Here is a 22592-nt window from a genome sequence, read left to right on the forward strand (position 1 = left end):
GATTATAACCTGCGCAAAAACGCAATTCACTAGAAAATATATGCAAATACCTAAAAAATATGGCATATTTCCGAACATCTTCGCCATTTTGCATGAACATCTCGCCGAAAACGAAAGAAAGCCCCTTCCAGGGAGTTTCCTTCTCATATAAAAAGGCCGGCCCTAACGGACCGGCTGGAATCATAATTGGAAAAGTGATCAATTGTAAAAACGAAGGATTGGTCCCGGGTAAGCGGGATTAGTTGCCGATGCCGCGCACCAGAGCAACTACCTCCTCCGCCGTGCCAAGATCCAAAGCTTTAGCTGCCAGTACCTTCATTTCGTCGACCGACAGCTTCGAAATTTGGCTGCGTGCCGGTAAAATGGAAGTTGCGCTCATACTGAACTCGTCCAGCCCAAGACCAAGCAGTAGCGGAATAGCTGTTGCGTCTCCGGCCATCTCGCCGCACATGCCCGTCCATTTGCCCTGGGCATGAGCCGCGTCAATGACGTTCTTGATCAGGCGCAGAATTGCCGGATTGTACGGTTGATACAGGTAGGACACCCGTTCGTTCATGCGGTCGGCAGCCATTGTATATTGAATAAGGTCGTTCGTACCGATACTGAAGAAATCGACTTCTTTGGCGAACTGATCCGCGAGCACAGCAGTGGACGGAATCTCCACCATAATGCCGAGCTGGATGCTGTCCGAAACTTCCTGGCCTTCCGCCTGCAGCTTGGCTTTTTCTTCAAGCAGCAGATCGCGGGCGGCGCGGAATTCCGTAAGCGTCGCGATCATCGGGAACATAATGCGCAGGTTGCCGTGAACGCTTGCTCTGAGCAGAGCGCGGAGCTGCGTGCGGAAAATATCCTGGCGTTCCAAACACAGACGAACCGCACGGAAGCCCAGGAACGGGTTCATTTCCTTCGGCAAGTCCAGATAAGGCAGCTCTTTGTCCCCGCCGATATCCAGCGTGCGGACGACAACCGGTTTGCCGTTCATATTTTCCAGAACGGTCCGGTAGGCATTGTACTGAATTTCCTCGGAAGGCAGCTTGTCTCGGCCCATATACAAGAATTCGGTACGGTACAGGCCTACGGCCTCGCCGCCGTTCTCAATCACGCCCGTCACATCATTAGGAGTGCCAATGTTGGCCGCCAGTTCCACTTGCTTGCCGTCGGCGGATACCGTCGGCTCGTCGCGAAGTTTTTTCCACTCCGCAATTTGCAGTGCATAGGCCTCCTGTTTCGCGCTGTATTCGGCCACCTCGGCGTCACTCGGGTTAATGAGCACATCGCCGCTCAGACCGTCGACAATGATGAGATCACCCGATTTCACTTGGGATAGCACGTTCTTGGTGCCGACAACCGCCGGAATTTCCAGGGAACGAGCCATAATTGCCGAGTGGGAGGTACGTCCGCCAATATTGGTTGTAAAACCTTTGACATATTGACGGTTCAGCTGAGCCGTGTCGGACGGCGTCAGGTCTTCCGCGATAACAATAACTTCTTCGCTGATTTCCGCAGGGCTTACATAATGAATGCCCAGCAGATGATTCATTACGCGTTTGGTCACGTCGCGCATATCGGCAGCACGTTCCTGAAGGTACGCGCTTTTCATGTTCTCGAACATGGCGATGAATTGAGCAGCCACTTCGTTCAATGCATAGTCTGCATTTACGGATTCCTCGCGGATCTTATCCTTCACAGGGCTAATCAGCTCAGGGTCATCCAGAATAAGCAGATGGGATTCGAAAATCTCCGCTTTCTTCTCGCCAAGTTCCGCCAAAGTGCGCTCTTTAATCTGCTGGAGCTCCGATCTCGATATTTCAAGCGCTTTGTCCAGCTTGGCAACTTCCGCCTCTACATCCGTTACTGCGGTCTTCTTGATGGTATAGTCGGGGTGTTCCAGGATAAAGGCTCTAGCTACCGCAATACCTGCCGAAGCCGCGATTCCTGAAATTTTAGTCATTCAGCTCTCCCAGCCCTTCTTTGATCATCACTTCCTGAAGCGCGCTAAGAGCTTCGGTTTCTTCACTGCCTTCGGTGATCAGCGTCAGGCTGTCGCCGGCTTCCAGTCCCAGGGACAGTACGCCGAGGATGGATTTCAAGGTTACTTTTTTACCTTTGGCTTCCGCAAATGCCTCAGTGCCTTTGAACTTTGTTGCGGTGTTTACCAGGGCAGTAGCCGGGCGTGCGTGAATTCCATCTTCATCGATGATTCTGAATGTTTTTTGCATAATTATCCAACTCGCTTTCTCTAATTTTTAGTATAAAAAGGTAATGGCTTGCGCTTCCATTATTATAAAGGAAGCGCAGCCGGTTTGCACTTTTACTGGATGGAGATGATGTCTTTGTCGCCGATGGACACTTTGCCCGGCTTCTTGAGCGTAACTGAAGAGCCTTCCGGCAGGTTCGAGAAAATTACCGGCGAAATGACCGAAGGAGCGTTCGCCTTGACATATTCCAGGTCGACTTCCATAATCGGCTGGCCTGCGGCGACAAGGTCGCCTTCTTCCACCAATACGGTAAAGCCTTGACCTTTCAGCTTCACTGTGTTGACGCCGATATGAACGAGCACTTCTTTACCGCCATCGGACATAATGCCGACCGCATGTTTGCTCGGGAATACATTGAACACTTTACCGTAGACCGGAGAAGCGATTTTGCCGTCGGAGGACAGGAACGCGAATCCGTCGCCCGTCATCTTCTGCGAGAACACGGCGTCCGGAACCTGAGTGATATCCAGCAGTTCACCGTTTACCGGCGAAACGATATCTTCAGGAATAATCGCCTTGCCCTCTTCGCCCGCCTGCTTCTCGGCTTCAGGCTCAGGAGGCGCAACTGCAGGAGCGGCCGCCGGAGTTCTGCCTGCGATGACATCCTGAATTTGCGACTTGATTGTATCGGAACGGGTGCCGAAAATGGCCTGTACGTTGTTGCCCACTTCCAGGACACCCGAAGCTCCCAGCTTTTTCAGGCGGTTCTTGTCGACATTCGCCCTTTCTTTAACTTCCACCCGGAGACGGGTAATACAGGCGTCCAAGTGAACGATGTTCTGCTGGCCGCCAAGAGCTGACAAAATGTTGCGCGGCAAGTCGTCGCCCGCGGTGGAAACCGAAGCCGCACCATCTGCACCATCGGCATCGTCGTCAACCACATCTTCCCGCCCCGGCGTCTTCAGATTGAACTTCCGGATAACGAAGCGGAATCCGAAGTAGTAGATGACGGCGATGACAAGACCGACAGGAATGACGAGCCACCAAGAAGTGCGATTTGGAATGATACCGAACAGCACATAGTCGATAAGGCCGCCGGAAAAGGTCATCCCGATCTTGACGCCAAGAATCTGCATCGTCATGAAGGAAAGGCCGGCAAATACTGCGTGAACCGCGAACAGCATTGGTGCTACGAACAGGAAGGAGAATTCCAACGGCTCGGTGATACCCGTAAGGAATGAGGTCAAGGCCGCGGATACCATCAGAGAGCCGACAACCTTTCTGTTCTCCGGTCTGGATTCATGAAAGATGGCCAGAGCAGCGGCTGGAAGTCCGAACATCATGAACGGATACTTACCGGTTGTAAAGGTACCCGCTGTGAACGGAACGCCGTCGCGAAGCTGCTGCATAAAGATCCGTTGGTCGCCGCGTACCAGATCGCCCGCCTTGTCGACATAGCTCCCGAACTCATACCAGAACGGAGCGTAGAAAATGTGATGCAATCCGAAAGGAACCAGCGAGCGTTCGATTAAACCAAAGATGAACGCCGACAGCGTCAAATTCGTATTGATCATGTTCTGGGACAAGAAGTTCAGTCCGTGCTGGATAGGAGGCCAGACGATTGTAAGGACGAGACCCAGGAGCAAAGAGGTTACGGCCGTCATAATTGGCACGAAGCGTTTTCCCGCAAAAAAACCAAGATACGAAGGCAGCTCGATTTTGAAGAACCGCTTGTACATAGCCGACGCCAATATACCAACGAGTATACCGCCGAACACCCCGGTCTGCAGCGTCGGAATACCCAATACGCTAGCATAAGCGAAATCCTGTTTGCTCAGTACGTAAGCGTTAATTCCGAGCACCGTTCCCATAGTCACATTCATGACAAGGAAACCAATGATAGCCGCCAGGCCCGCAACGCCCTCGCCTCCGGCCAGGCCGATGGCTACCCCTACAGCGAACAGCAGTGACAGGTTGCTGAATACAATCTGACCCGAGTTCATTAATACGTTGGCAATGGCCTGAACCGTATGGTTCTCGAGCGCCGGCACGTACTGCAGGAAGTCCGGGTTGACCAGCATGTTGCCGATCCCCAGCAACAAGCCTGCCGCCGGAAGAATGGCGACCGGAAGCATTAGCGCTTTACCTACTCTTTGTAAAACGCCGAAAAGCTTTTTGAACATGAAAGTGTCACTTCCTTTGGGCGAATTATGTACAGCAAGCAAAACAGAGAACAAAAAAGGCATGAGCGTATACAGCATACCGGTTGTTCCCTAACCCTAAAGTTAGATTACCCCGACAAGGGGGAATACAACCAAATCACTGTAAATCACTCATGCCTGATCGAATCAGTTACACGTTAAGTATTCTGTTTTGCAACTTATTAACATTGGTAATTGTAGCATCGATTGCGCTTTCTTGCAATACTCAACTTAAAAATACCGCATTCCTTCATTGGCTCAACAGGCTTGGCGCTAATTCGACTTGTTAATGTTGGCCTCATCCTCTTTTTTCTGTGCCATACGCTGCAAATGGACCGTCAAATAACTGACTTCCGCCGGATATACGGATAAGTGCACCCGCTGCTCCATCACCTTGGTCAGCTTCCAAGCGAGCGCATACATTTCCGGATACTCGCGTTTCATCAAGCCGTCAAGCGAGGACGTTTCCCTGACTGCCTCCCCGCGGCGCAGCCGCTCCAGCACGAATCTGAGGTGGGTCACCAATCTCGAGTAATCCAAAGAATCCCTGGGAATATGATATTCGAGACTGTTCTCGACAAGGCTTACCAAATCTCCGATCAGCATGGAGTGCTGCTTGAGCTCCGAAATATGTCTGTTGCTGAGCGCGCTGTGAATGTGCAAGGCGACAAAGCCAACCTCGTCGACGGGCATCGTCACGTTCATTGCCTTGTTTATTTTGTCGATGGCGTATTCGGCCATGGCATATTCCTCGGGGTAAATCTCTTTGGTCTCGTACAAAAAAGGATTATGAAAGGCGACATTTTGCTCATACCGCCGGATGGCGAAGGACAAGTGATCGGTCAGCGCAATATGGATATGTTCATTGACCGGCTTGTGGCTGTGCTGCATGATATACAGGACGATTTCCTGAATCGTTTCGATCAGCTTCTCTTCGACCTGTGGCACAAGCTGCTTATATTGTTCCTGCTCCTGTTGGTTTCGGAGAATGAACATCTTCTCTACGGCGGACAGGTTGATCTGATCGCGGATTTTGCGATTGAAACCGATTCCTTTTCCAATCACGACAACTTCCGCGTACTGGGGATGATCTGCAATGATAACATTGTTATTCAACACCTTGGCCACAGTAATGCTGCTCACACGTACACCTCTTTTATTTCCGAATACCTTATCTTTTTGGCAGCAGCTTAAATGGAAGCGGCACGGTTAAATTATACTATTGGCAGGCTCGCAACATCAAGGAATCTGTAAAAAAGAGAGCCGTTTTTCAAGCAAATGTGTCCAGAAATATTACCTCCGCCGTAGCGGGGTCATAAAGACTTTGCTTGCGAAACGGCTCTGAACATAAATCGCTCCGTACAAGTTCTTTATTCTGTTAGAGAAGTTTGCGCCGGAACAGCCGTCGGCGCCTCATCCTTGTTCCGGACGCCGGTCTTTGCCAGTCCCTTGATCAATTCTTCCACATCAATACCCGAGACACTCTTCAGCATTTCCGGCGCGGTCGCCATCAGTCCTGTGACATAATTGCTCACCCGGGCGGCTCCCTCTCCGCTGCCTGTATCGACCACTGTCAGTTTATCGATAGACGACAGCGGCTCAGCGATACGGCCGGCCAGCTCGGGCAGCATTTTCACGATGATGTCCAGCACCGCGGCCTCGCCGAATTTCTGGAACGCCTCGGCCAGCTTCTCTTTCGCTTCCGCTTCGGCCAGGCCGCGCAGACGGATAACTTCGGCATCCGCCGTACCTTTGGCGCGCTCGGCGTCAGCGACGGCCTGCCCCTCCAGCCGCTTCTGCTCGGCGGTCGCTCTTGCCTGCGTCTCGATGCTGTATTGCAGCGCGTCGGCCTCCCTCATCTTCCGGGCCTTGTCGGCTTCTGCCGCCTGCTCAACCGCGTAGCGGTCCGCTTCGGCCTTCTTCTTCACTTCGGCATCATACTGCTTCTCGCGGATTTGGATTTCCTTCTCCTGAAGGTCGATCTCCCGCATTTTGCGGACCAGCTCTACCTTCATCTGCTCCTCCACCGCAGTCTGCTTGGCGCGGGCCTCCTGGATATGGTAGGCCTGGTCGGCGTCCGCTTTGGCCGTATCCTGATCCCGCTTAAACGAAGCGATCTGCAGCTGATTGTCGCGGGATGCCTCCGCGATATTCGTGTCCCGCAGCAGTTCGGCCTTCTGGCCCTGCTCCTCCGCGTTGGCCTTCTGGATTCTTGCATCGCGCAGCGCTTCCGCTTCGGCGACCTCCGCATCCCGCTTGACGGCGGCGATCCGCGGCTTGCCGAGCGCTTCCAGATAGCCGTGCTTGTCACGCACGTCCTTGATGGTGAAAGAAACGATCTGCAGCCCCATTTTCTTAAGGTCCCGCGCAGCCACACCCTGCACCTCCTGGGCGAACCGGTCGCGGTTGCGGTACACTTCTTCAACCGTCATCGTCCCCAGAATGGCCCGCAGATGTCCTTCCAGCACCTCCTGAGCCTCTGCCTTGAGCGATTCGATGGGCTTGCCCATGAACTGCTCGGCCGCCGTAGAGACATCCTCCACCGAACTGCCCACCTTGATGATGGCCACACCGTCTGCGATTACGGGAACACCTTGCTCGGTATAAACTTCCGGAGTGGTTACATCAAGCTTGTGGGACAGCAGCGACATAAATTCCGCCTTTTGAAACACCGGCAAAATAAACGCTCCGCCGCCGCGCACGATTTTGATTTTCCTGCCGGAGCCATCATCGGAGATATGGTTGTTGCCCAGAAAAGAACCGGTTACGATCATTGCTTTATCGGGACCCACCGTTTTGTAACGCGCCCAAAAAGCCAATCCAAGAACAATCAAAACGGCGACAATGACTACGGGGATCAACAAAAAATCAGGCAACCCAAACATTATGAATCCTCTCCTCTTCTCAATGTAATTCTAGTTCGGACACAAGCGCTACACCTTCACTGACTTCCACAATAACGACTCTCGTCCCGGCGGGCAGCGTCCGGTGGTCAAAGCTCGCGGCGGTATGCAGCGTATTAGCAGGGCCAAATCTCACCATCACTTCGCCAAAACCCTGCGCGGGAACAGGAACGATGATTTCGCCGATTTTTCCGGGAAGCTCGCTCATGGAGAAGCCGGTCGACATTTCGCTTTTGTTCATCGGCTTCACAAAACCGAGGTACAGCAGCACGCTCAAAAAAACGGAGATCAGCAAAGACAGGACGAGAATGGCGTCATTCGTAAGCCCGCTGTACTCCGTCAGCAAAATCCCCGCGCCTCCGAACACGGTAATTCCCCCGGCCAGAACCGAGGGATTTAGAGCATCAAAGGACAGGAAATCAAGCATTCCCCCTAGCGCATGCCCGATCAAATCCCCGGCCAGCAAGCTGACCAGGGCAAATAACACCCCCAGAAACAAGCAGCCTATGTACAACGTGTGCATTGTTTCTCCTCCGATCTAGGTTCCCGACTCTATACCCAATATTAACGCAGAACGCATGACACAGGTTTCACAAATTGTGAATTTTTACCTAAAAAGACTCGCTTTCAGACATCCAGCGGTTCAGGAACGCAAAAAACCGGAAGCGGCTGCTTCCGGCAAGTACTGTCATTCTAAAAGCTAAAGAACTTACAAGGACATTTTGTAAATCTCAACCACATCTTCCCGCTGAAGCTTGCGGAAATTTCCGAACGGTCCGAAACGGACCGCCTTGTCGGCCATATCATCGATATGGCTGCCGTCAATCTCGTAATCCGCAAGGCGCGCAGGAGCGCCAATGGAATTCCAGAAGCCGCGAAGAGCCTCGATGCCCTCCAGGCCGGCTTCGCGGTCGGTTTTGCCCGACGGATCTACGCCGAACACATTCACCGCTAGCTTGCGGAACCGCTCGGGGCCGGCGTCCAGGTTGTACTTCATCCACTGCGGGAACAGAATCGCAAGGCCCCCGCCATGCGGGATATCGTAAACGGCCGAGACGGAATGCTCAATATTGTGCGTTGCCCAGTCTCCGGCAAAGCCCATGCTCACCATGCCGTTCAGGGCCATCGTGCCGCAGTACAGAATCGTCTCGCGCAGCTCGTAGTTCTCAAGGTCGTTCACCAGCTTGGAGCCGGCGTCCATCATCGTTCGGAGCAGCGCTTCGCAGAAACCATCCTGAACAGGAGTATTCCCGTCCGTGTGGAAATAATGCTCCAATACATGCGTCATCATATCCACAACGCCGTACACGGTCTGGTCGCGGGGTACGGAGAAGGTGTGCTCGGGATCGAGAATGGAAAAGACCGGGAACGTATGCGGGCTGCCCCAGCCCATTTTTTCCTGGGTCGCCTCATTCGTAATCACCGAGCCGTTATTCATCTCCGAGCCCGTCGCCGCCATTGTCAGAACAGTGCCGAGCGGCAGAGCTCCCTGCGGAGCCGCCTTGCGCTCCACGAAATCCCACATATCGCCTTCGTATTTCGCGCCCACGGCGATCGCTTTGCCGCAGTCCAGCACGCTGCCGCCCCCAACGGCCAGAATCAGCTCAATGCCGTTGCTCCGGCACAGGTCCACGCCTTTATGTACGGTGGACAGGCGGGGGTTTGGCTCAACTCCGGCCAGTTCAGTTACGTTCGCGCCGATGCTTTGAAGCAGCGAGGTTACTTTGTCATATAAGCCGCTCCGTTTAATACTGCCTCCTCCATAGAGAAGGAGCACATTTTTTCCGTATTTGGGCACTTCGGCCGATAATGCATCCAGCGAGCCTTTGCCAAAAATGAGCTTCGTCGGATTATAGAATTGGAAATTACGCATAGATAGACCTCCGCATATTAGATTAGTCCTGCATCCCTTTATTATATCCCTCAGATTTTTGCCGTTCAAACGGGCGGAAGTTCATGTAATGGATCAAAGCAAACCGGATCAGAGCAAAAAACCGGCTTCTCCGCATAGAGAAACCGGCCTTACCATTCGTACCCTACTTATTCCACCGCGCCAAAGCTCTTCACGAAACGCCGGAAAGCTTCGCGGCCTTCAGACGTGCGTTTGTATACGCCCGCATGCTCCAAAATCTGTGCGAACTTGATGCCGACTTCATTCCGGACCGTCCGCACGGCCTCTTCGCGATCCATTGCCGTGCCGAAGCGTCCGGCCAGCTCCGCGATCCAATCCGCATGCTGGGCCAGAGGATGGTCCGCGCCGCTTCGCACCGCTTGCAGCTCCGCCGTATTGCCGGCCAGAATGTCAGCGATGTCGTCCAGTTCCTTCTTGAGCCTTCCCGGCAAAATCGCCAGTCCCATGACCTCGATGAGGCCGATGTTTTCCTTCTTAATATGGTGCATCTCCCGGTGCGGATGGAAAATGCCCTCGGGATGCTCTTCACTGGTCCGGTTGTTGCGAAGCACCAGATCGATCTCATAGCCGCCGCTTTCGCTGCGCCGGACAATGGGAGTGACCGTGTTATGAGGCTGCCGCTCGCCCTCAAATTCGGTGAAGGCCAGAACATCGGCCTCGGGGTCGCTGTAGCTTTTCCATGCTTCGTAAAGGTCGTTTGCGCATTCCAGCAGGATGCCCGGCTCATCGCCTTGCAGGCGGATCACCGACATCGGCCAGTTAACAAGCCCAAGGCCCACTCCCGGATACTTCGGATGCTCGAAGGCTTGGTCAATCGGCGCTTTTTGGAGCGCAAAGGTATGGCGGCCTCCCTGAAAGTGGTCATGCGTCAATATGGAGCCGCCCACAATCGGAAGATCCGCATTCGATCCGATAAAATAGTGCGGGAACTCGCCAACAAATCCGAGCAGCCGTTTCAGCGTATCCTTCGTCAGCTTCATCGGAACATGATCATGATGGAACACGATGCAGTGCTCGTTGTAATACACATAAGGCGAGTATTGAAAAAACCATTTCTCGTGATTGAGCTCTATCGGAATGGCGCGCAGATTCTGGCGGGCCGGGTGGTTAAGCCGCCCGGCATATCCGATATTTTCACGGCAGAGCAAACATTTCGGATACACTGGAGGCGGTAGCAGCCGCGCTGCAGCGATTTCCTTCGGATTTTTTTCAGGCTTGGACAGATTGATCGTCATTTCAAGATCGCCGTATGCCGAAGGCTGCAGCCAATAGACGTTCTTGGAAATGCGGTCCATGCGGATATAGTTGGAATCGATGCTGAGCTGATAGAAACGGTCCGTCGCGGCGGCAACGCCCTGTTCAGCGCCCAGGCGGTAAAATTCCGCGTTCACTTCCGACGGACGCGCCATTAGCAGTCCCATGATCTTGGCGTCCAGCAGATCCCTGTACGTGTCGCTGTTCTCCGGAATCAATCCGATTTCGAAGCCGTAATCGATCAGGACATCGAGCGGACCCTGCGGGCCGCTCAAGTCCGTTTCGTCGACTTCGCCGGTATACGGTTCGCTGAAGCGGAACTGCTCCAGCAGCAGATTGCGGCTGTAATCGGTGTCGGCGGGCTCGATCAGGCGCCGTCTGGCGGCGAACAGCACCAGCTGCTCGATGGCGTGCAGGGCCCGGCCAGCCGCGGAGGCCGAAATGTTATCGCTAACCATTGCGTTATACTCCTTCATTGCAGATACCGTATCAAGGGAACTCATCAGGCTTCTCCGTACCCTTGCGGATGGGACGAATGCCAATTCCAAGCGCTGCGGATAATTTCCTTCAGATCGGCGCGGGAAGGATTCCAGCCCAGCACGCTGCGGGCCTTGTCCGAAGAAGCCACAAGCACGGCGGGATCGCCCGCGCGGCGCTCCTGGATGGCAACCGGGATGTCAAGACCGGTCACTTCTTTGGCCGTTTCGATCACTTCTTTGACGGAGAAGCCGAGGCCGTTGCCGAGATTGAACACATTGCTTCCGCTTCCGCTGCGCAGGTAGGTTACGGCCCGGATATGGGCGTCCGCCAGATCGCTGACATGGATGTAGTCGCGGATGCACGTGCCGTCTTCGGTCGGGTAGTCGTCGCCGAATACGGCGATGCTTTCGCGCTGCTTCAGCGCGGTCTGAAGAACGAGCGGGATCAGATGGCTTTCCGGACGGTGATCCTCGCCGATTTTTCCGCTTGCGTGGGCCCCGGCGGCATTGAAATAGCGCAGCGCCACGTATTTGATTCCAAGCACCTTATCGAACCACGACATCATCCGCTCCATCGTCAGCTTCGTTTCTCCATAGACATTGGACGGCTGGGTGCGGTCCGTCTCTTCGATCGGCACCTTTTCCGGCTCTCCGTAGGTTGCAGCGGTGGAGGAAAATACGATTTTGTCTACTCCCGCCTTCTGCATGCCTTCCAGCAGACACTGCGTGCCGTAGACGTTGTTGTCGTAATATTTTACCGGGTCCTTCATGCTCTCTCCGACGAGGGAGCTTGCGGCAAAGTGAATGACCGCTTCAATGTCGTTCTCGGCAAACAGCTTGGCGAGTATCTCCTTGTCCCGCAAATCACCTACGTACAGCTTGCCGCCCAGAAGGGATTCCCGATGCCCCGTCACCAGACTATCGAGTACCACTACCTCTTCGCCGCGATCCAGTAGTTCCGCCACCGTATGGGAACCGATATACCCCGCTCCGCCTGTTACCAAAATTGCCATCTTACTTCACTCCTTCCAGTTGATTAACACCGTTTCCGATGCCGCATACGTAAAATTCGCCCTTAAGGCCCGTTCTTTCCTCATACGCTTTGCCAACTTCCGAAATAAAACGGTCGATGTCGTCTTCATGCACCAGCGATACGGTACAGCCGCCAAAGCCCGCTCCCGTCATACGAGAGCCGAGCGTGCCGGGAATGCGCTGAGCTTCTTCGACCATAACATCCAGCTCCTTGCAGCTGACCTCGTACAGATCGCGGAGCGAAGCGTGCGAGTCGTTCATAAACCGGCCGAACTGCTTCAAATCATTGTTCTTCAGCACTTGGACGGAATCCAGCACACGCTGGTTCTCTTCGACCACATGGCGCGCCCGCCGTCTTACGGTCTCATCCTGGATCTTGTCCGCATGCCGCCCGAACTCGTCCGGTTTGAGCTGCGCCAGGAATCCGAGCGAAGGAATCTCTTCTCTAAGCGCGGCGAGCGCCTCGTCGCACTGCCGGCGGCGTTCGTTGTATTTCGAATCCACCAGCCCTCTGCGCTTGTTCGTATTGCCGATAATCAGTTTATAAGCTCCGGTAATAAAAGGTACCATATCATATTCAAGCGTGTCGCACATCAGCAGAATGGCATGATCCCGTCTGCCAACTGCGACGGCGAACTGGTCCATGATACCTGAATTTACGCCGACGTAACGATTCTCCGCCCGCTGGGACAGCAGCGCAATTTCTACCGTATCCAAGTCCCCGCCCTCAAGCGTCAGGAAGGCGTACGCCGTAACAACCTCGATGGAAGCCGAAGACGACAAACCTGCACCGTTCGGAATATCGCCATGGAAGAACAGGTCGTACCCCTGCGACACGGGATGCCCTTTTTCCTTAAGCTCCACCATGACGCCGATCGGATAATCCACCCATTCTCCGGTCTTCTCTTTGCCGACATCGGTATAATCGATGGATAATGAATATGGAAAATTAGTTGAAGCGAACGTCAGCTTTCCGTCCATGCGCGGCCGTACGATCAGCGTAGTGCCGAATTCCAGCGCCGCCGGCAGCACGTATCCCCCGTTATAGTCAAGGTGCTCACCGATCAGATTGACCCGGCCCGGAGCGTAAAACACTTTCTCCTCCAAGTCGCTTTTCCCGTATTTGTCAATAAATGCTGCTCTGAGTTCCTGCACGCTCATAAATAAGTTCCACCCTTTCGCCGCTTATCCTTCCAGACTGAATATTCAGTTTCTTTATGCTTATAGTATAATAAAAGAGTTCTACGGCTGTAATGCAATCATGTGTGTAATGTATGGATAAATGTGACTTTACCCGAGCATAGAAAGAAAGGGATCCGTGGATGGAACAATCCTACTCCGTCGCTTCCAACCCCGTGTATTACGAGAAGCAGAATCTTCATGTACTGTTCGCAGGCGAAAGCCAGACACCCCCGACACACCAGGTCGGACCAAAAATTTACGATTATTTCCTGCTTCACTGCATAGAAACGGGAGCAGGCGTCTTCCGTACGGAGCAGCGCACGTATGAGCTTGGACCCGGGGACTGCTTTCTCATTCATCCCGGCCAGCTGGTCAGCTACGTCTCCGATTCCGAACATCCGTGGAGATACCGTTGGGCGGCCTTTTCCGGTAAAGAGGCGGAAATGACCGTCCGCGAGGCCGGCTTCTCTCCCGAGCAGCCGGTCGCGGCTTGCGGCCAAGGAAGCACCATTCCGGGAGCGCTGGCCGGCATTATGGAAACGTTCTTCGCAGGCCGGGAAAGCGGTCATTTAACCTCGCTTGGACTGCTGTATCTGACGCTGGGCGAGGCGGCCGGAATGCTTAAGGCCGAGTCGGGCCTGCAGGGAAAGGACTCGCAGGTGAAACGGACCGTCAAGCAGATGATTCACTACATGTCCTCGCAATACGCCCATCCCGTCTCCATTGAACAAATGTGCGCGAGTCTCGGCTACAACCGGGCTTATCTGTCGCGCATTTTTAAGGAGGAGACGGGCCTGTCGCCCGTTACCTATCTGCTCAAGCTGCGGATTGACAAGTCGCGCCAGCTGCTGCGCGAACGGCCGGAGCTGTCGGTCGAGCAGGTGGCGGCCTCGGTCGGCCTGACGGACGCCCTGTATTTCTCGCGCCAGTTCAAACGCTTCTGCGGCCAGTCGCCGACAGCTTACCGAACAGTCACGGCACGGCAGCAGGACCACTAAGCCGCATCCTGCCGGTTAACCGCCGTTTTCAGCTCCCAGAATGACCTCGATTCTTTCCAGCTCCTCCTGCGAGAATTCCAGATTGGACAAAGCGGCGACATTATCTTCGATTTGGCTGACCCGGCTCGCGCCGATCAGCGCGGAGGTGACTCTGCCGCTGCGCAGCACCCAGGCTAGTGCGAACTGCGCTAGGCTCTGGCCGCGCGCCGAGGCCATCTGATTCAGCAGCCGCACTTTGCGCAGCGCCTCCGGCGTAATCTGGCTTTCGTTCAGCGCGGTTGAAGGCTTGGCCGCCCGGGAATCGCCGGGAATACCGTTCAAGTATTTATTCGTCAGCATTCCCTGCGCCAGCGGCGTAAAGGCGATGCTGCCGACGCCATGGCGTTCCAGCACATCCTGCAGCCCGTTCTCGATCCAGCGGTCCAGGAGGGAATATCGGGGCTGGTGGATCAGCAGCGGAGTGCCAAGATCCCGCAGGATGGCGATTGCGGCTTCCGTCTGTTCGGCGGAATAATTGGACAATCCGACATATAAGGCCTTGCCGGAGCGGACCGCTTGATCCAGTGCCCCCATCGTTTCTTCCAGCGGCGTCTCCGGATCGGGACGATGGGAATAAAAAATATCCACATAATCCAGCCCGAGCCGCTTAAGGCTTTGGTCCAGGCTCGACAGCACATATTTACGGGAGCCCCACTCTCCGTACGGTCCCGGCCACATATAGAAGCCGGCTTTGGTTGAGATCACCATTTCGTCGCGGTAAGGCGCCAGATCTCTGGCGAGCACCCTGCCGAACAGATCCTCCGCGGAACCCGGGGGAGGACCGTAATTGTTGGCTAAATCGAAATGGGTGATGCCCAGATCGAAAGCCCGGGTAATCATGTCCCTGCCGTTCTCGTAAGTATCGATTCCGCCGAAGTTATGCCACAGTCCAAGCGAGACGGCCGGGAGCTTTAGTCCGGATTTTCCGCAGCGGTTGTACCTCATTGCCTCATAGCGCTCGTCGCTTGCCACATATACCATGCGTATCCCTGCCTCTCGGTCTAGTGTCTACCCTGTTCTTAAACTGCCGCAGGCCATCATAATCTCCGTTACCTGAGCGCAGCACGAACTGTCAGGACAACAGCTCTCCTATTCTGTCCATCGCCTGGCCGATTCGATCGGTAATAATCAGATCTGCGCGGGAATCGTAAGGCGTCGATTCTCCGTTGAGCAGCACCGTATGCTTGCCGTGAAAGTATTGGATCAGACTTGCGGCAGGCTGAACCGTCAGCGAAGTCCCGCCGATGAGAAGCAGATCTGCGTTTGCAATCGCATGGACGGAATCATTAAGCACCTGGTGGTCCAATTCCTCCTCATAGAGCACGACATCCGGCTTAATGATGCCGCCGCAGTCCGGACAGCGGGGGACGGTTTCAGTGCTGCTTGTAACGGCGTCCAATCCGTAATAGCGGGAGCAGCTCATGCAGTGGTTGCGGTGCACGGACCCGTGAAGCTCCAGCACGCGCCGGCTGCCCGCCTTCTGGTGAAGCCCGTCGATATTCTGCGTCACGACCGCGCTCAGCCGACCTTCGCTTTCCAGCCGGGCCAGCAGACGGTGTGCGCCGTTCGGCTCCGCATCGGGATGGAGCATCTTGGTACGGTAAAAATCAAAAAAGACATCAGGCTTGGACATGAAAAAGCTGTGGCTGAGCATTTGCTCGGGCGGATACGGCGAATGCTTCTCCGTCAGGTACAGCCCCGCCGCGGAACGAAAATCGGGAATGCCGCTTTCCGTGGACGTTCCCGCCCCTCCGAAGAAGACGATGCTGCCGCTTTCCTGTATCCAGGAAGCCAAGGTCTGCAAAGAATCCATAGCTTGCAACCATCCTTTCTATCTGTTCTTTTAAGTTATACCGAAACGGATAACTGGGTAAAATCGCGGACGACGATATCCGCGTCCATCAAATACTCCGCCGTCCCAGCCGCCGATGATATGCCAATAGCCAGGCGAAGTCCCGCTCCCCTGCCCATCTGCATGTCGGCGTTGCTGTCGCCGATGACGACCGTCTCCTCGGGCAGGGCGCCCAGCTCCCGGCAGGCGGTTTCCGCCATTTCCGGGGCCGGCTTTCCCTTGCGCACTCTGTCCCTCGTCACCACCGAGCCAAAATAGCCGGATATTCCGAGCCACTCCAGATGCTCGGCCGTGGTCTGCGATTCATCCGACGTGACCACGCCCATCCGCAGTGAAACCTCTTGACATTGCCTTAGAAAGGGAAGCAGCCCGGGCAGAGGCCTTGCAGAACGGCGCTCGCGCAGCCCGTTCATCGCATCCTTGGCGATGCCCATTACCCGCGTTACCGCATCATTCCAGGGAACGCCCGCGGCATAGAGTTGCCAGGCAAGAATCCCGTAGGTCTGCTCCACCGTCGCCATCGGGAGTGGCCCGCCGGGATCGTAGCCGGTGATCCGGCCTTTAGCATCCTGAATGGTGCCGAGCAGCAGGCTTTTGTCGCCCGTAAAGCCCGAACCGGCCAGGGCCAGATGGGTTTCCATATCGCGAAGCACCGATTCGGCCCATGTCCCCCACATCTCCATCAGATCCAGCAGCGTGCCGTCCTTGTCGAACAGGATGGCTTTGCAGGGCACAGAAATGCCGTTTACGTGCAATAGAGGCACTTTCGTTTCTCCCTTCGTCCGTATGTACTGCGGCCCCGCGTCCCGGATGCCGCAGCCGAAGCCGGCGGATAAATCCGGGATTACCGTAAATTGCTCATCCAATCAAGCAGTGCCTGAACCGTCTGCCCCTGCTGTTCACTCTCTGAAATCGTCGCCTCTCCGTCTCCTTTTTGAGGGCCGTAGCTGCCGAACTGGGCGTGGTTGCCGCCTTCCAGCGAGTAGTACACGGTGCTGTCCGGCAGGTAGGCCCTGCCCTCACGGTACTTTTTCCGGTCCAGCACCTTGTCCTCCGTGCCAAGCACCGACAGCACAGCAAGCGTCGTCGACTTCAGGCTCCCTTTTTCGTCGGGATAGGAAGCCAGAAGGAACACACCGGCCAATTCGTCCGGATGCTTGGCGGCAAACCGCGCAGCCATAACGCCACCCAGCGAATGCCCGCCCAGCACAAAAGACAGATTGGGATGCACGCGGATAATCTCCTCCGCCGCATCGCTACGGGTCAACGCAAGATTGAGCGGCATGCGGGCGATGTAGACCGGATGACCGGCTGCGGCCAATCCTCTGGCAAGCGGCGCATAAGATTCGGCCTTCACCAGACCGCCGGGATAGAAAATGACGCCTGTACCACTCGCGGCTGAAGGCTCAAGGGAAATCCAGTTGTCGTTCAGCTCCACAGTGATTCCCTTGCCGGAGACGAGAGCTGTTTCGGCCTGGCCTATCGGGGCGTAAGGTTTCAAATAGACCCAGAGAGCCAACGCCACAGCCGCAATGAAGGCCAATACCAATAGTGCAAAACCGCGCTTCGTACGAGTTTCAATCAATTTGTCCACTCCCGGATATACCGCATACGACGCTTTTATTCTTAAGGAAAATTATAGAGGAATCGCCACAAGCAAACAACCTTCAACAATTTGCCACAATCGGACTTGCCGATAGATTTACAATAGTGAACAAAGTCACAACCGTTTGAGGAGAAAATACGTATTTTAAAATTAAAATAATGGAATGAGAGCCGGTGGGGGAATGATGGGCCAATCGTTGGAGGAGCGGGGAGAAACCTTTTTTCTGAATCTTCGGTTAATGCTGATTGTTACCGTTTTTGTCGGCAACGCCATAGAGCCGCTGACCGCTGAGATGGGTGGTCTGCACAGCCTGTATCTGTGGATTTTCAGCTTCCATATGCCGTTGTTCGTACTGGTTACCGGATATTTTGCCAAAAACAGCCTGACAGGCTCTGCGGGACGGAAGTTGCTGCTGCAGATCGGCATGCAATACCTTTTTTTTCAGAGCCTTTACTCCCTGCTTGATGCAACCGTTTTCCGTGTAGGCGGCATTCACCATTCCTTCTTTGCGCCCTATCTTCTGCTCTGGTTTCTGGCGAGCCACGCCATGTGGCGGCTGCTGCTTCTCGGTATGCGCAGATGGAAGGCGCCCTGCCAGTTGGCCTTCGCCGCCTTAGCGGGCATAACCGTCGGTTATTTGCCGGTGGACGGCATTTGGTTCAGCATCAGCCGCACCTTTGTATATCTACCCTTCTTTATTGTTGGCTATCATCTTTCGTTTGCCACCGTCGCCCGTCTGTTTGTACCCGGAGTAAAAATCGCCGCCGCCCTGTTCTCCGCTGCGCTGCTGGCTATCCTGTCGACTGGCACATCCGGGAATTTGCCTGCCGGATGGCTGTACGGCAGCATGACTTACACCCAGCTTGGGGCCGAGCATTGGTACGCCGGACTGTACCGGCTTGCGCTCTACGGCCTCCAACTCACGTCCTCCCTCGCTTTTCGGTCTGGTGCCGCTTAGGGAGGGCCGGATGACCGGCTTGGGGCGGCGCACGCTGTACGTCTTCCTGCTGCACGGATTGATCGTCCGCTTCGCCGCGGCTTCCGGCATCTATTCTTATCTGAACAACCCTGCCGGCGCTGTTCTCGTTCCTGCCGCCGCCGTTCTGCTCACCCTGCTGCTCGCCCAGCCCTTCGTCAAGAGCGCGCTGCATCCCCTTGTGGAGCCTGGAATCGAGCCGGTTCTTTCCCTTCACCGCTTTTTTTACCGCCTGCTTCGCCGGCCTGCGTCCAAACCGGCAGCGAACGATCAATGGTCCTAAAGGTCTTTGGCCCGCAGCGCGGGCTTTTTTGATATATCCAGAAGGATCAGCTGCGTCCTTATCCTTGAAGGCCAATGCTCCGCAATGAGTGGAAAATTTTTTACGCAGCTGTTTGCGGCATACTTAACATCGCCCGGTAGAAAAAAACGGCCCTTTATGATAGACTCTACTAATAAATAAGCAAAGCCTGTCCTTCAGGCTGACTGCAGCCTTTATATTTTTATAGAAACAGCGTCGACCACCCTCTTCTATAGAGCTGGACCCTGTTCATTCTATAAACCGCGGATTCGCGGCTCTTCAGAGAGCAGCGCGTTAATGCGGCAAAATACGGAATTGCAAATGATTAAAAGGGGGAACTGTTTAAAATGGCAGCCAAGAAAATGCGTTCAGACATGATCACGAAGGGCTTCGACCGGGCTCCGCACCGCAGTCTGCTGCGGGCGGCCGGCGTGAAAGAAGAGGATTTCGGCAAACCGTTTATCGCGGTCTGCAACTCCTATATCGACATCGTGCCGGGTCATGTGCATCTCCAGGAATTTGGTAAAATCGTCAAGGAAGCGATCCGCGAAGCGGGCGGCGTTCCTTTTGAATTCAATACGATCGGCGTTGACGACGGTATCGCCATGGGACATATCGGCATGCGCTATTCTCTGCCCAGCCGGGAGATTATCGCCGACTCTCTGGAAACGGTCGTATCCGCGCACTGGTTCGACGGCATGGTCTGCATTCCGAACTGCGACAAGATTACACCGGGCATGATGATGGGCGCCCTGCGGGTCAACATCCCGACCATCTTTGTCAGCGGCGGACCAATGAAGGCCGGCGTTGACAGCAAGGGCCGCAAGCTATCGCTGACCTCCGTATTTGAAGGCGTAGGCGCGTACCAGGTCGGCAAGATCAACGACGCGGAACTGACGGAGCTTGAACAATACGGTTGTCCGACCTGCGGTTCCTGTTCGGGCATGTTCACTGCCAATTCCATGAACTGTCTTGCTGAAGCTCTGGGCCTCGCGCTGCCGGGCAACGGAACGATTCTTGCCGTGGCGGAAGAACGCAAGGATTTTGTACGGAAGTCCGCCAAACAGCTGATGGAGCTGATCAAGCTGGACCTGAAGCCGCGCGATATCGTGACCAGAGAATCGATCGACAACGCATTTGCCCTGGACATGGCGATGGGCGGCTCCACCAACACGGTGCTGCACACCCTCGCGCTGGCGCAGGAAGCCGACATCGAATACCCGCTGGAGCGGATCAACGAAGTTGCCAACCGCACGCCGTACCTGGCCAAGCTGGCTCCTGCTTCGGACATCTTCATCGAGGACGTGGACCGTGCGGGCGGCGTCAGCGCCGTACTGAACGAACTGTTGAAGAAGCCGGGCACGCTGTTCGGCGACTGCATGACCGTTACCGGAAAGACGCTGGCCGAGAATGTCATCGGACATGAAATTCAGGATACGAGCGTTATCCATCCGCTTGACGACCCGTACTCCCAGGTGGGCGGATTGTCCGTGCTGTACGGCAACCTCGCTCCGGAGGGGTCCATCATCAAGGTCGGAGCGGTGGACCCGTCCGTGGGCGGCTACCACAAAGGTCCGGCCATCTGCTTTGACTCCCAGGAGGAAGCGCTGGAAGGCATCGCGGGCGGCAAGGTCAAAGAAGGCCACGTCGTCGTTATCCGCTACGAAGGTCCGAAAGGCGGACCGGGTATGCCCGAAATGCTTGCCCCGACCTCGCAGATCGTCGGCATGGGACTCGGCGCCAAGGTCGGTCTGATTACGGACGGCCGCTTCTCGGGCGCTTCCCGCGGCATCAGTATCGGCCATATCTCGCCGGAGGCGGCGGAAGGCGGACCGATCGCATTTGTACGGGACGGCGACATCATCGAGCTGGATCTGAACAACCGCAAAATCGAGCTGCTCGTCAGCGATGAGGAACTGGCGGTACGCCGTGAAGACTGGAAAGAGTTCGAGCCGAAGGTGAAGACGGGCTATCTCGCCCGGTACTCCAAGCTTGTTACCAACGCCAGCAAAGGCGGCGTACTGAAAATTTAATTCCCGCGCAGCCAGCGGCACAGACTGCCACAATTCAAGCAGCAATAAGCCCGGAAGGCGTTCGTCGATTGACGATGCCTTCCGGGCTTTTTTTTGCCGATTCCCTCATACCGGCAGCCTCCGTTCACATTTCGCGGTCCACACGATCCATGAAATGCGCCTTTCAGCCTTAAACCTCGCCGGTTGTGATTACATCCTGATACCAGTAAAAGCTGTCCTTGGGCGTACGGGCAAGCGTATCGTAATCCACATGAACCAGACCGAACCGCATGCTGTATCCGTAAGACCATTCAAAATTATCGAGCAGCGACCAGGCAAAATAACCTTTGACCGGAATGCCGTTTGCAATACTGCGGTGAAGCTGAAGCAGATGCTTGTACAGATAATCGATCCGCTTCTGATCCGCCACGATCCCCTTGTCCGGTCCGTCGTTGTAGCAGGCCCCATTCTCGGTAATGTAGATCGGTATATCGCCGTAACGGCCGTTAATATAGCTCAGCACCTTGTAAAAGGCTTCCGGATAAATCGGCCAGCCGATATCCGTCCGTTCATAGCCCATGTCCACCGGTTCGCATGCCATAAGACCTGCGCTTTCTCCGTATTTCGCCACGGATCCGGTGTAATAATTGATGCCGAGGATATCAATTTTCTCATGGATAATTTCCATATCGCCTTCCAGTACGGGAACCTTCGCACCCTTCTCCCGGAACCATTTAACCAGGAAAGACGGATACTCGCCTTTAAACACCGGGTCCATGAACCATTCCACAAACCAGCCATTCTCCCGTTTACAGGCTTCCATATCCTTTTTCCGGCTGCTGTATGGCTCCATCCATGTTACGTTCGGTGCATAGCCGATCTCTCCGGGGATTCCCAATTCCCGAAATGTTCGAACGGCGCGTCCGTGGGCCAGCAGCAGATGATGGGAGACGGTAACAGCTAGCTGCAAATCCTTGTTGCCGGGCGCTTGTTGTCCAAGGTAATTGGACAGAAACGACACGCACCATGGCTCGTTTACCGTTAACCATTTCTTGATCTTGCCTCCAAGGCTGCGGAACAGCGTTTCGGCGTAAGCGGCAAACGCATCAACCGTGTCCCGGTTCTCCCATCCCCCCGCATCCTGAAGCGATTGCGGCAGGTCCCAGTGGTACAGCGTGCATACAGGTTCAATTCCGTTCTCCAGCAGAGTGTCAACCAAAGTCTCATAGAACGCGAGCCCCTTCTGGTTGAGCTCTCCCGTGCCTTCCGGAAAAATCCGCGGCCAGGCAATGGAGAAGCGGTAAGCTTTAAGACCGAGGTCCTTCATCAAGGCGATATCCTCGCGGAACCGGTGATAGCTGTCGCAGGCGACATCTCCGTTGTCCATATTCGCGACTTTGCCGGGAATGCGGACGAACGTATCCCAAATGGACATTCCCCTGCCGTCTTCATCGTATGCGCCTTCGATCTGATACGAAGCGGTGGCTGCGCCCCAGGCAAAATCCTGTGGAAACTGTACGGGTCTCATTATCATGAACCTCCTGTTATCGTTAGGCTGACAAAAATGAATACTTTCACACTTCTATATTACCTTTTAAAGGAGTCTATGAGAATGGAATAATAAATCAAAATTACCTTTTAAAGGAG

General features: G+C 54.9%; 19 protein-coding genes. 4 read left to right on the plus strand and 15 right to left on the minus strand.

The annotated features are described in order from the left end of the window. Nucleotides 1-238: 238 nt before the first annotated feature. The 10 genes from ptsP to EH198_RS06655 all read right to left on the minus strand — a co-directional run bounded on the left by ptsP (nt 239) and on the right by EH198_RS06655 (nt 13140). A complete protein-coding gene (gene ptsP, locus EH198_RS06610) occupies nt 239-1951 on the minus strand; it encodes a phosphoenolpyruvate--protein phosphotransferase (RefSeq protein ID WP_124694757.1) in 1713 nt (570 codons plus the stop codon). Beyond that, nucleotides 1944-2219: an HPr family phosphocarrier protein gene (locus EH198_RS06615; RefSeq protein WP_124694758.1), complete on the minus strand. Its 276-nt coding sequence runs from the start codon at nt 2217-2219 to the stop codon at nt 1944-1946. The genes ptsP and EH198_RS06615 overlap by 8 nt, the downstream gene beginning before the upstream one ends. 92 nt (nt 2220-2311) lie before the next feature. Then, nucleotides 2312-4381 (minus strand): glucose-specific PTS transporter subunit IIBC, encoded by a 2070-nt coding sequence (ptsG, locus tag EH198_RS06620; RefSeq protein ID WP_124694759.1) that lies wholly within the window; start codon nt 4379-4381, stop codon nt 2312-2314. A 291-nt stretch (nt 4382-4672) separates the two neighbouring features. Beyond that, on the minus strand, nt 4673-5542 hold the full coding sequence (gene glcT, locus EH198_RS06625) for a glucose PTS transporter transcription antiterminator GlcT (RefSeq protein WP_124694760.1): 870 nt from the start codon (nt 5540-5542) through the stop codon (nt 4673-4675). A 227-nt stretch (nt 5543-5769) separates the two neighbouring features. Continuing rightward, on the minus strand, nt 5770-7284 hold the full coding sequence (locus tag EH198_RS06630) for a flotillin lipid rafts scaffold protein FloT (RefSeq protein WP_246014122.1): 1515 nt from the start codon (nt 7282-7284) through the stop codon (nt 5770-5772). Between the two features lie 19 nt (nt 7285-7303). After that, on the minus strand, nt 7304-7825 hold the full coding sequence (locus EH198_RS06635) for an NfeD family protein (protein WP_124694761.1): 522 nt from the start codon (nt 7823-7825) through the stop codon (nt 7304-7306). A 186-nt stretch (nt 7826-8011) separates the two neighbouring features. After that, nucleotides 8012-9175: an iron-containing alcohol dehydrogenase gene (locus EH198_RS06640; RefSeq protein ID WP_124694762.1), complete on the minus strand. Its 1164-nt coding sequence runs from the start codon at nt 9173-9175 to the stop codon at nt 8012-8014. 167 nt (nt 9176-9342) lie between these two features. Next, nucleotides 9343-10926, minus strand: coding sequence for a UDP-glucose--hexose-1-phosphate uridylyltransferase (locus EH198_RS06645; RefSeq protein ID WP_124694763.1), 1584 nt, complete (start codon nt 10924-10926; stop codon nt 9343-9345). A 44-nt stretch (nt 10927-10970) separates the two neighbouring features. Then, entirely contained in the window at nt 10971-11960 is a 990-nt protein-coding gene (galE, locus tag EH198_RS06650; RefSeq protein ID WP_124694764.1) for a UDP-glucose 4-epimerase GalE, read from the minus strand. A 1-nt stretch (nt 11961) separates the two neighbouring features. After that, complete coding sequence (locus EH198_RS06655; RefSeq protein ID WP_124694765.1) at nt 11962-13140, minus strand: galactokinase; 1179 nt, start codon at nt 13138-13140, stop codon at nt 11962-11964. Nucleotides 13141-13301: 161 nt separating this feature from the next. Here EH198_RS06655 and EH198_RS06660 point away from each other — a divergent pair, with 161 nt between their 5' ends. Continuing rightward, on the plus strand, nt 13302-14159 hold the full coding sequence (locus EH198_RS06660; protein WP_124694766.1) for an AraC family transcriptional regulator: 858 nt from the start codon (nt 13302-13304) through the stop codon (nt 14157-14159). Between the two features lie 15 nt (nt 14160-14174). Here EH198_RS06660 and mgrA read toward each other — a convergent pair whose 3' ends face one another. From mgrA to EH198_RS06680, 4 genes are all read right to left on the minus strand, one after another. Next, nucleotides 14175-15179 (minus strand): L-glyceraldehyde 3-phosphate reductase, encoded by a 1005-nt coding sequence (gene mgrA / locus EH198_RS06665; RefSeq protein WP_124694767.1) that lies wholly within the window; start codon nt 15177-15179, stop codon nt 14175-14177. Between the two features lie 91 nt (nt 15180-15270). After that, entirely contained in the window at nt 15271-16011 is a 741-nt protein-coding gene (locus EH198_RS06670) for an NAD-dependent protein deacylase (RefSeq protein ID WP_124694768.1), read from the minus strand. A gap of 35 nt (nt 16012-16046) precedes the next feature. Then, nucleotides 16047-16814, minus strand: coding sequence for an HAD family hydrolase (locus EH198_RS06675; protein WP_124694878.1), 768 nt, complete (start codon nt 16812-16814; stop codon nt 16047-16049). An 80-nt stretch (nt 16815-16894) separates the two neighbouring features. Beyond that, nucleotides 16895-17632, minus strand: coding sequence for an alpha/beta hydrolase (locus EH198_RS06680; RefSeq protein WP_124694879.1), 738 nt, complete (start codon nt 17630-17632; stop codon nt 16895-16897). 208 nt (nt 17633-17840) lie between these two features. On the opposite strand from EH198_RS06680, the gene EH198_RS06685 reads away from it, so the two are divergent. From EH198_RS06685 to ilvD, 3 genes are all read left to right on the plus strand, one after another. Continuing rightward, nucleotides 17841-18614: an acyltransferase family protein gene (locus EH198_RS06685; RefSeq protein ID WP_246014123.1), complete on the plus strand. Its 774-nt coding sequence runs from the start codon at nt 17841-17843 to the stop codon at nt 18612-18614. A 10-nt stretch (nt 18615-18624) separates the two neighbouring features. Next, the gene (locus tag EH198_RS25040; protein WP_246014124.1) at nt 18625-18915 is read left to right on the plus strand and encodes a hypothetical protein; all 291 of its coding nucleotides are present in this window, start codon (nt 18625-18627) and stop codon (nt 18913-18915) included. 365 nt (nt 18916-19280) lie between these two features. After that, a complete protein-coding gene (gene ilvD / locus EH198_RS06690; protein WP_124694769.1) occupies nt 19281-20966 on the plus strand; it encodes a dihydroxy-acid dehydratase in 1686 nt (561 codons plus the stop codon). A gap of 169 nt (nt 20967-21135) precedes the next feature. On the opposite strand, the gene EH198_RS06695 is transcribed toward ilvD, so the two are convergent. Further along, nucleotides 21136-22473: a GH1 family beta-glucosidase gene (locus tag EH198_RS06695; protein WP_124694770.1), complete on the minus strand. Its 1338-nt coding sequence runs from the start codon at nt 22471-22473 to the stop codon at nt 21136-21138. Between the last annotated feature and the right edge of the window lie 119 nt (nt 22474-22592).

The sequence above is a fragment of the Paenibacillus rhizophilus genome, from assembly GCF_003854965.1.
GTDB classification, from domain to species: Bacteria; Bacillota; Bacilli; order Paenibacillales; family Paenibacillaceae; genus Paenibacillus_AQ; species Paenibacillus_AQ rhizophilus.

Coding starts and splice junctions, on each gene's coding strand:
- mgrA (WP_124694767.1), bottom strand. CDS start 15,179: ATGGTATATGTGGCAAGCGACGAGCGCTATGAGGCAATGAGGTACAAC.
- EH198_RS06640 (WP_124694762.1), bottom strand. CDS start 9,175: ATGCGTAATTTCCAATTCTATAATCCGACGAAGCTCATTTTTGGCAAA.
- EH198_RS06670 (WP_124694768.1), bottom strand. CDS start 16,011: ATGGATTCTTTGCAGACCTTGGCTTCCTGGATACAGGAAAGCGGCAGC.
- EH198_RS06660 (WP_124694766.1), top strand. CDS start 13,302: ATGGAACAATCCTACTCCGTCGCTTCCAACCCCGTGTATTACGAGAAG.
- ptsG (WP_124694759.1), bottom strand. CDS start 4,381: ATGTTCAAAAAGCTTTTCGGCGTTTTACAAAGAGTAGGTAAAGCGCTA.
- EH198_RS25040 (WP_246014124.1), top strand. CDS start 18,625: ATGACCGGCTTGGGGCGGCGCACGCTGTACGTCTTCCTGCTGCACGGA.
- EH198_RS06615 (WP_124694758.1), bottom strand. CDS start 2,219: ATGCAAAAAACATTCAGAATCATCGATGAAGATGGAATTCACGCACGC.
- EH198_RS06685 (WP_246014123.1), top strand. CDS start 17,841: ATGGGCCAATCGTTGGAGGAGCGGGGAGAAACCTTTTTTCTGAATCTT.
- EH198_RS06695 (WP_124694770.1), bottom strand. CDS start 22,473: ATGAGACCCGTACAGTTTCCACAGGATTTTGCCTGGGGCGCAGCCACC.
- EH198_RS06645 (WP_124694763.1), bottom strand. CDS start 10,926: ATGGTTAGCGATAACATTTCGGCCTCCGCGGCTGGCCGGGCCCTGCAC.
- EH198_RS06630 (WP_246014122.1), bottom strand. CDS start 7,284: ATGTTTGGGTTGCCTGATTTTTTGTTGATCCCCGTAGTCATTGTCGCC.
- EH198_RS06655 (WP_124694765.1), bottom strand. CDS start 13,140: ATGAGCGTGCAGGAACTCAGAGCAGCATTTATTGACAAATACGGGAAA.
- EH198_RS06635 (WP_124694761.1), bottom strand. CDS start 7,825: ATGCACACGTTGTACATAGGCTGCTTGTTTCTGGGGGTGTTATTTGCC.
- ilvD (WP_124694769.1), top strand. CDS start 19,281: ATGGCAGCCAAGAAAATGCGTTCAGACATGATCACGAAGGGCTTCGAC.
- galE (WP_124694764.1), bottom strand. CDS start 11,960: ATGGCAATTTTGGTAACAGGCGGAGCGGGGTATATCGGTTCCCATACG.
- ptsP (WP_124694757.1), bottom strand. CDS start 1,951: ATGACTAAAATTTCAGGAATCGCGGCTTCGGCAGGTATTGCGGTAGCT.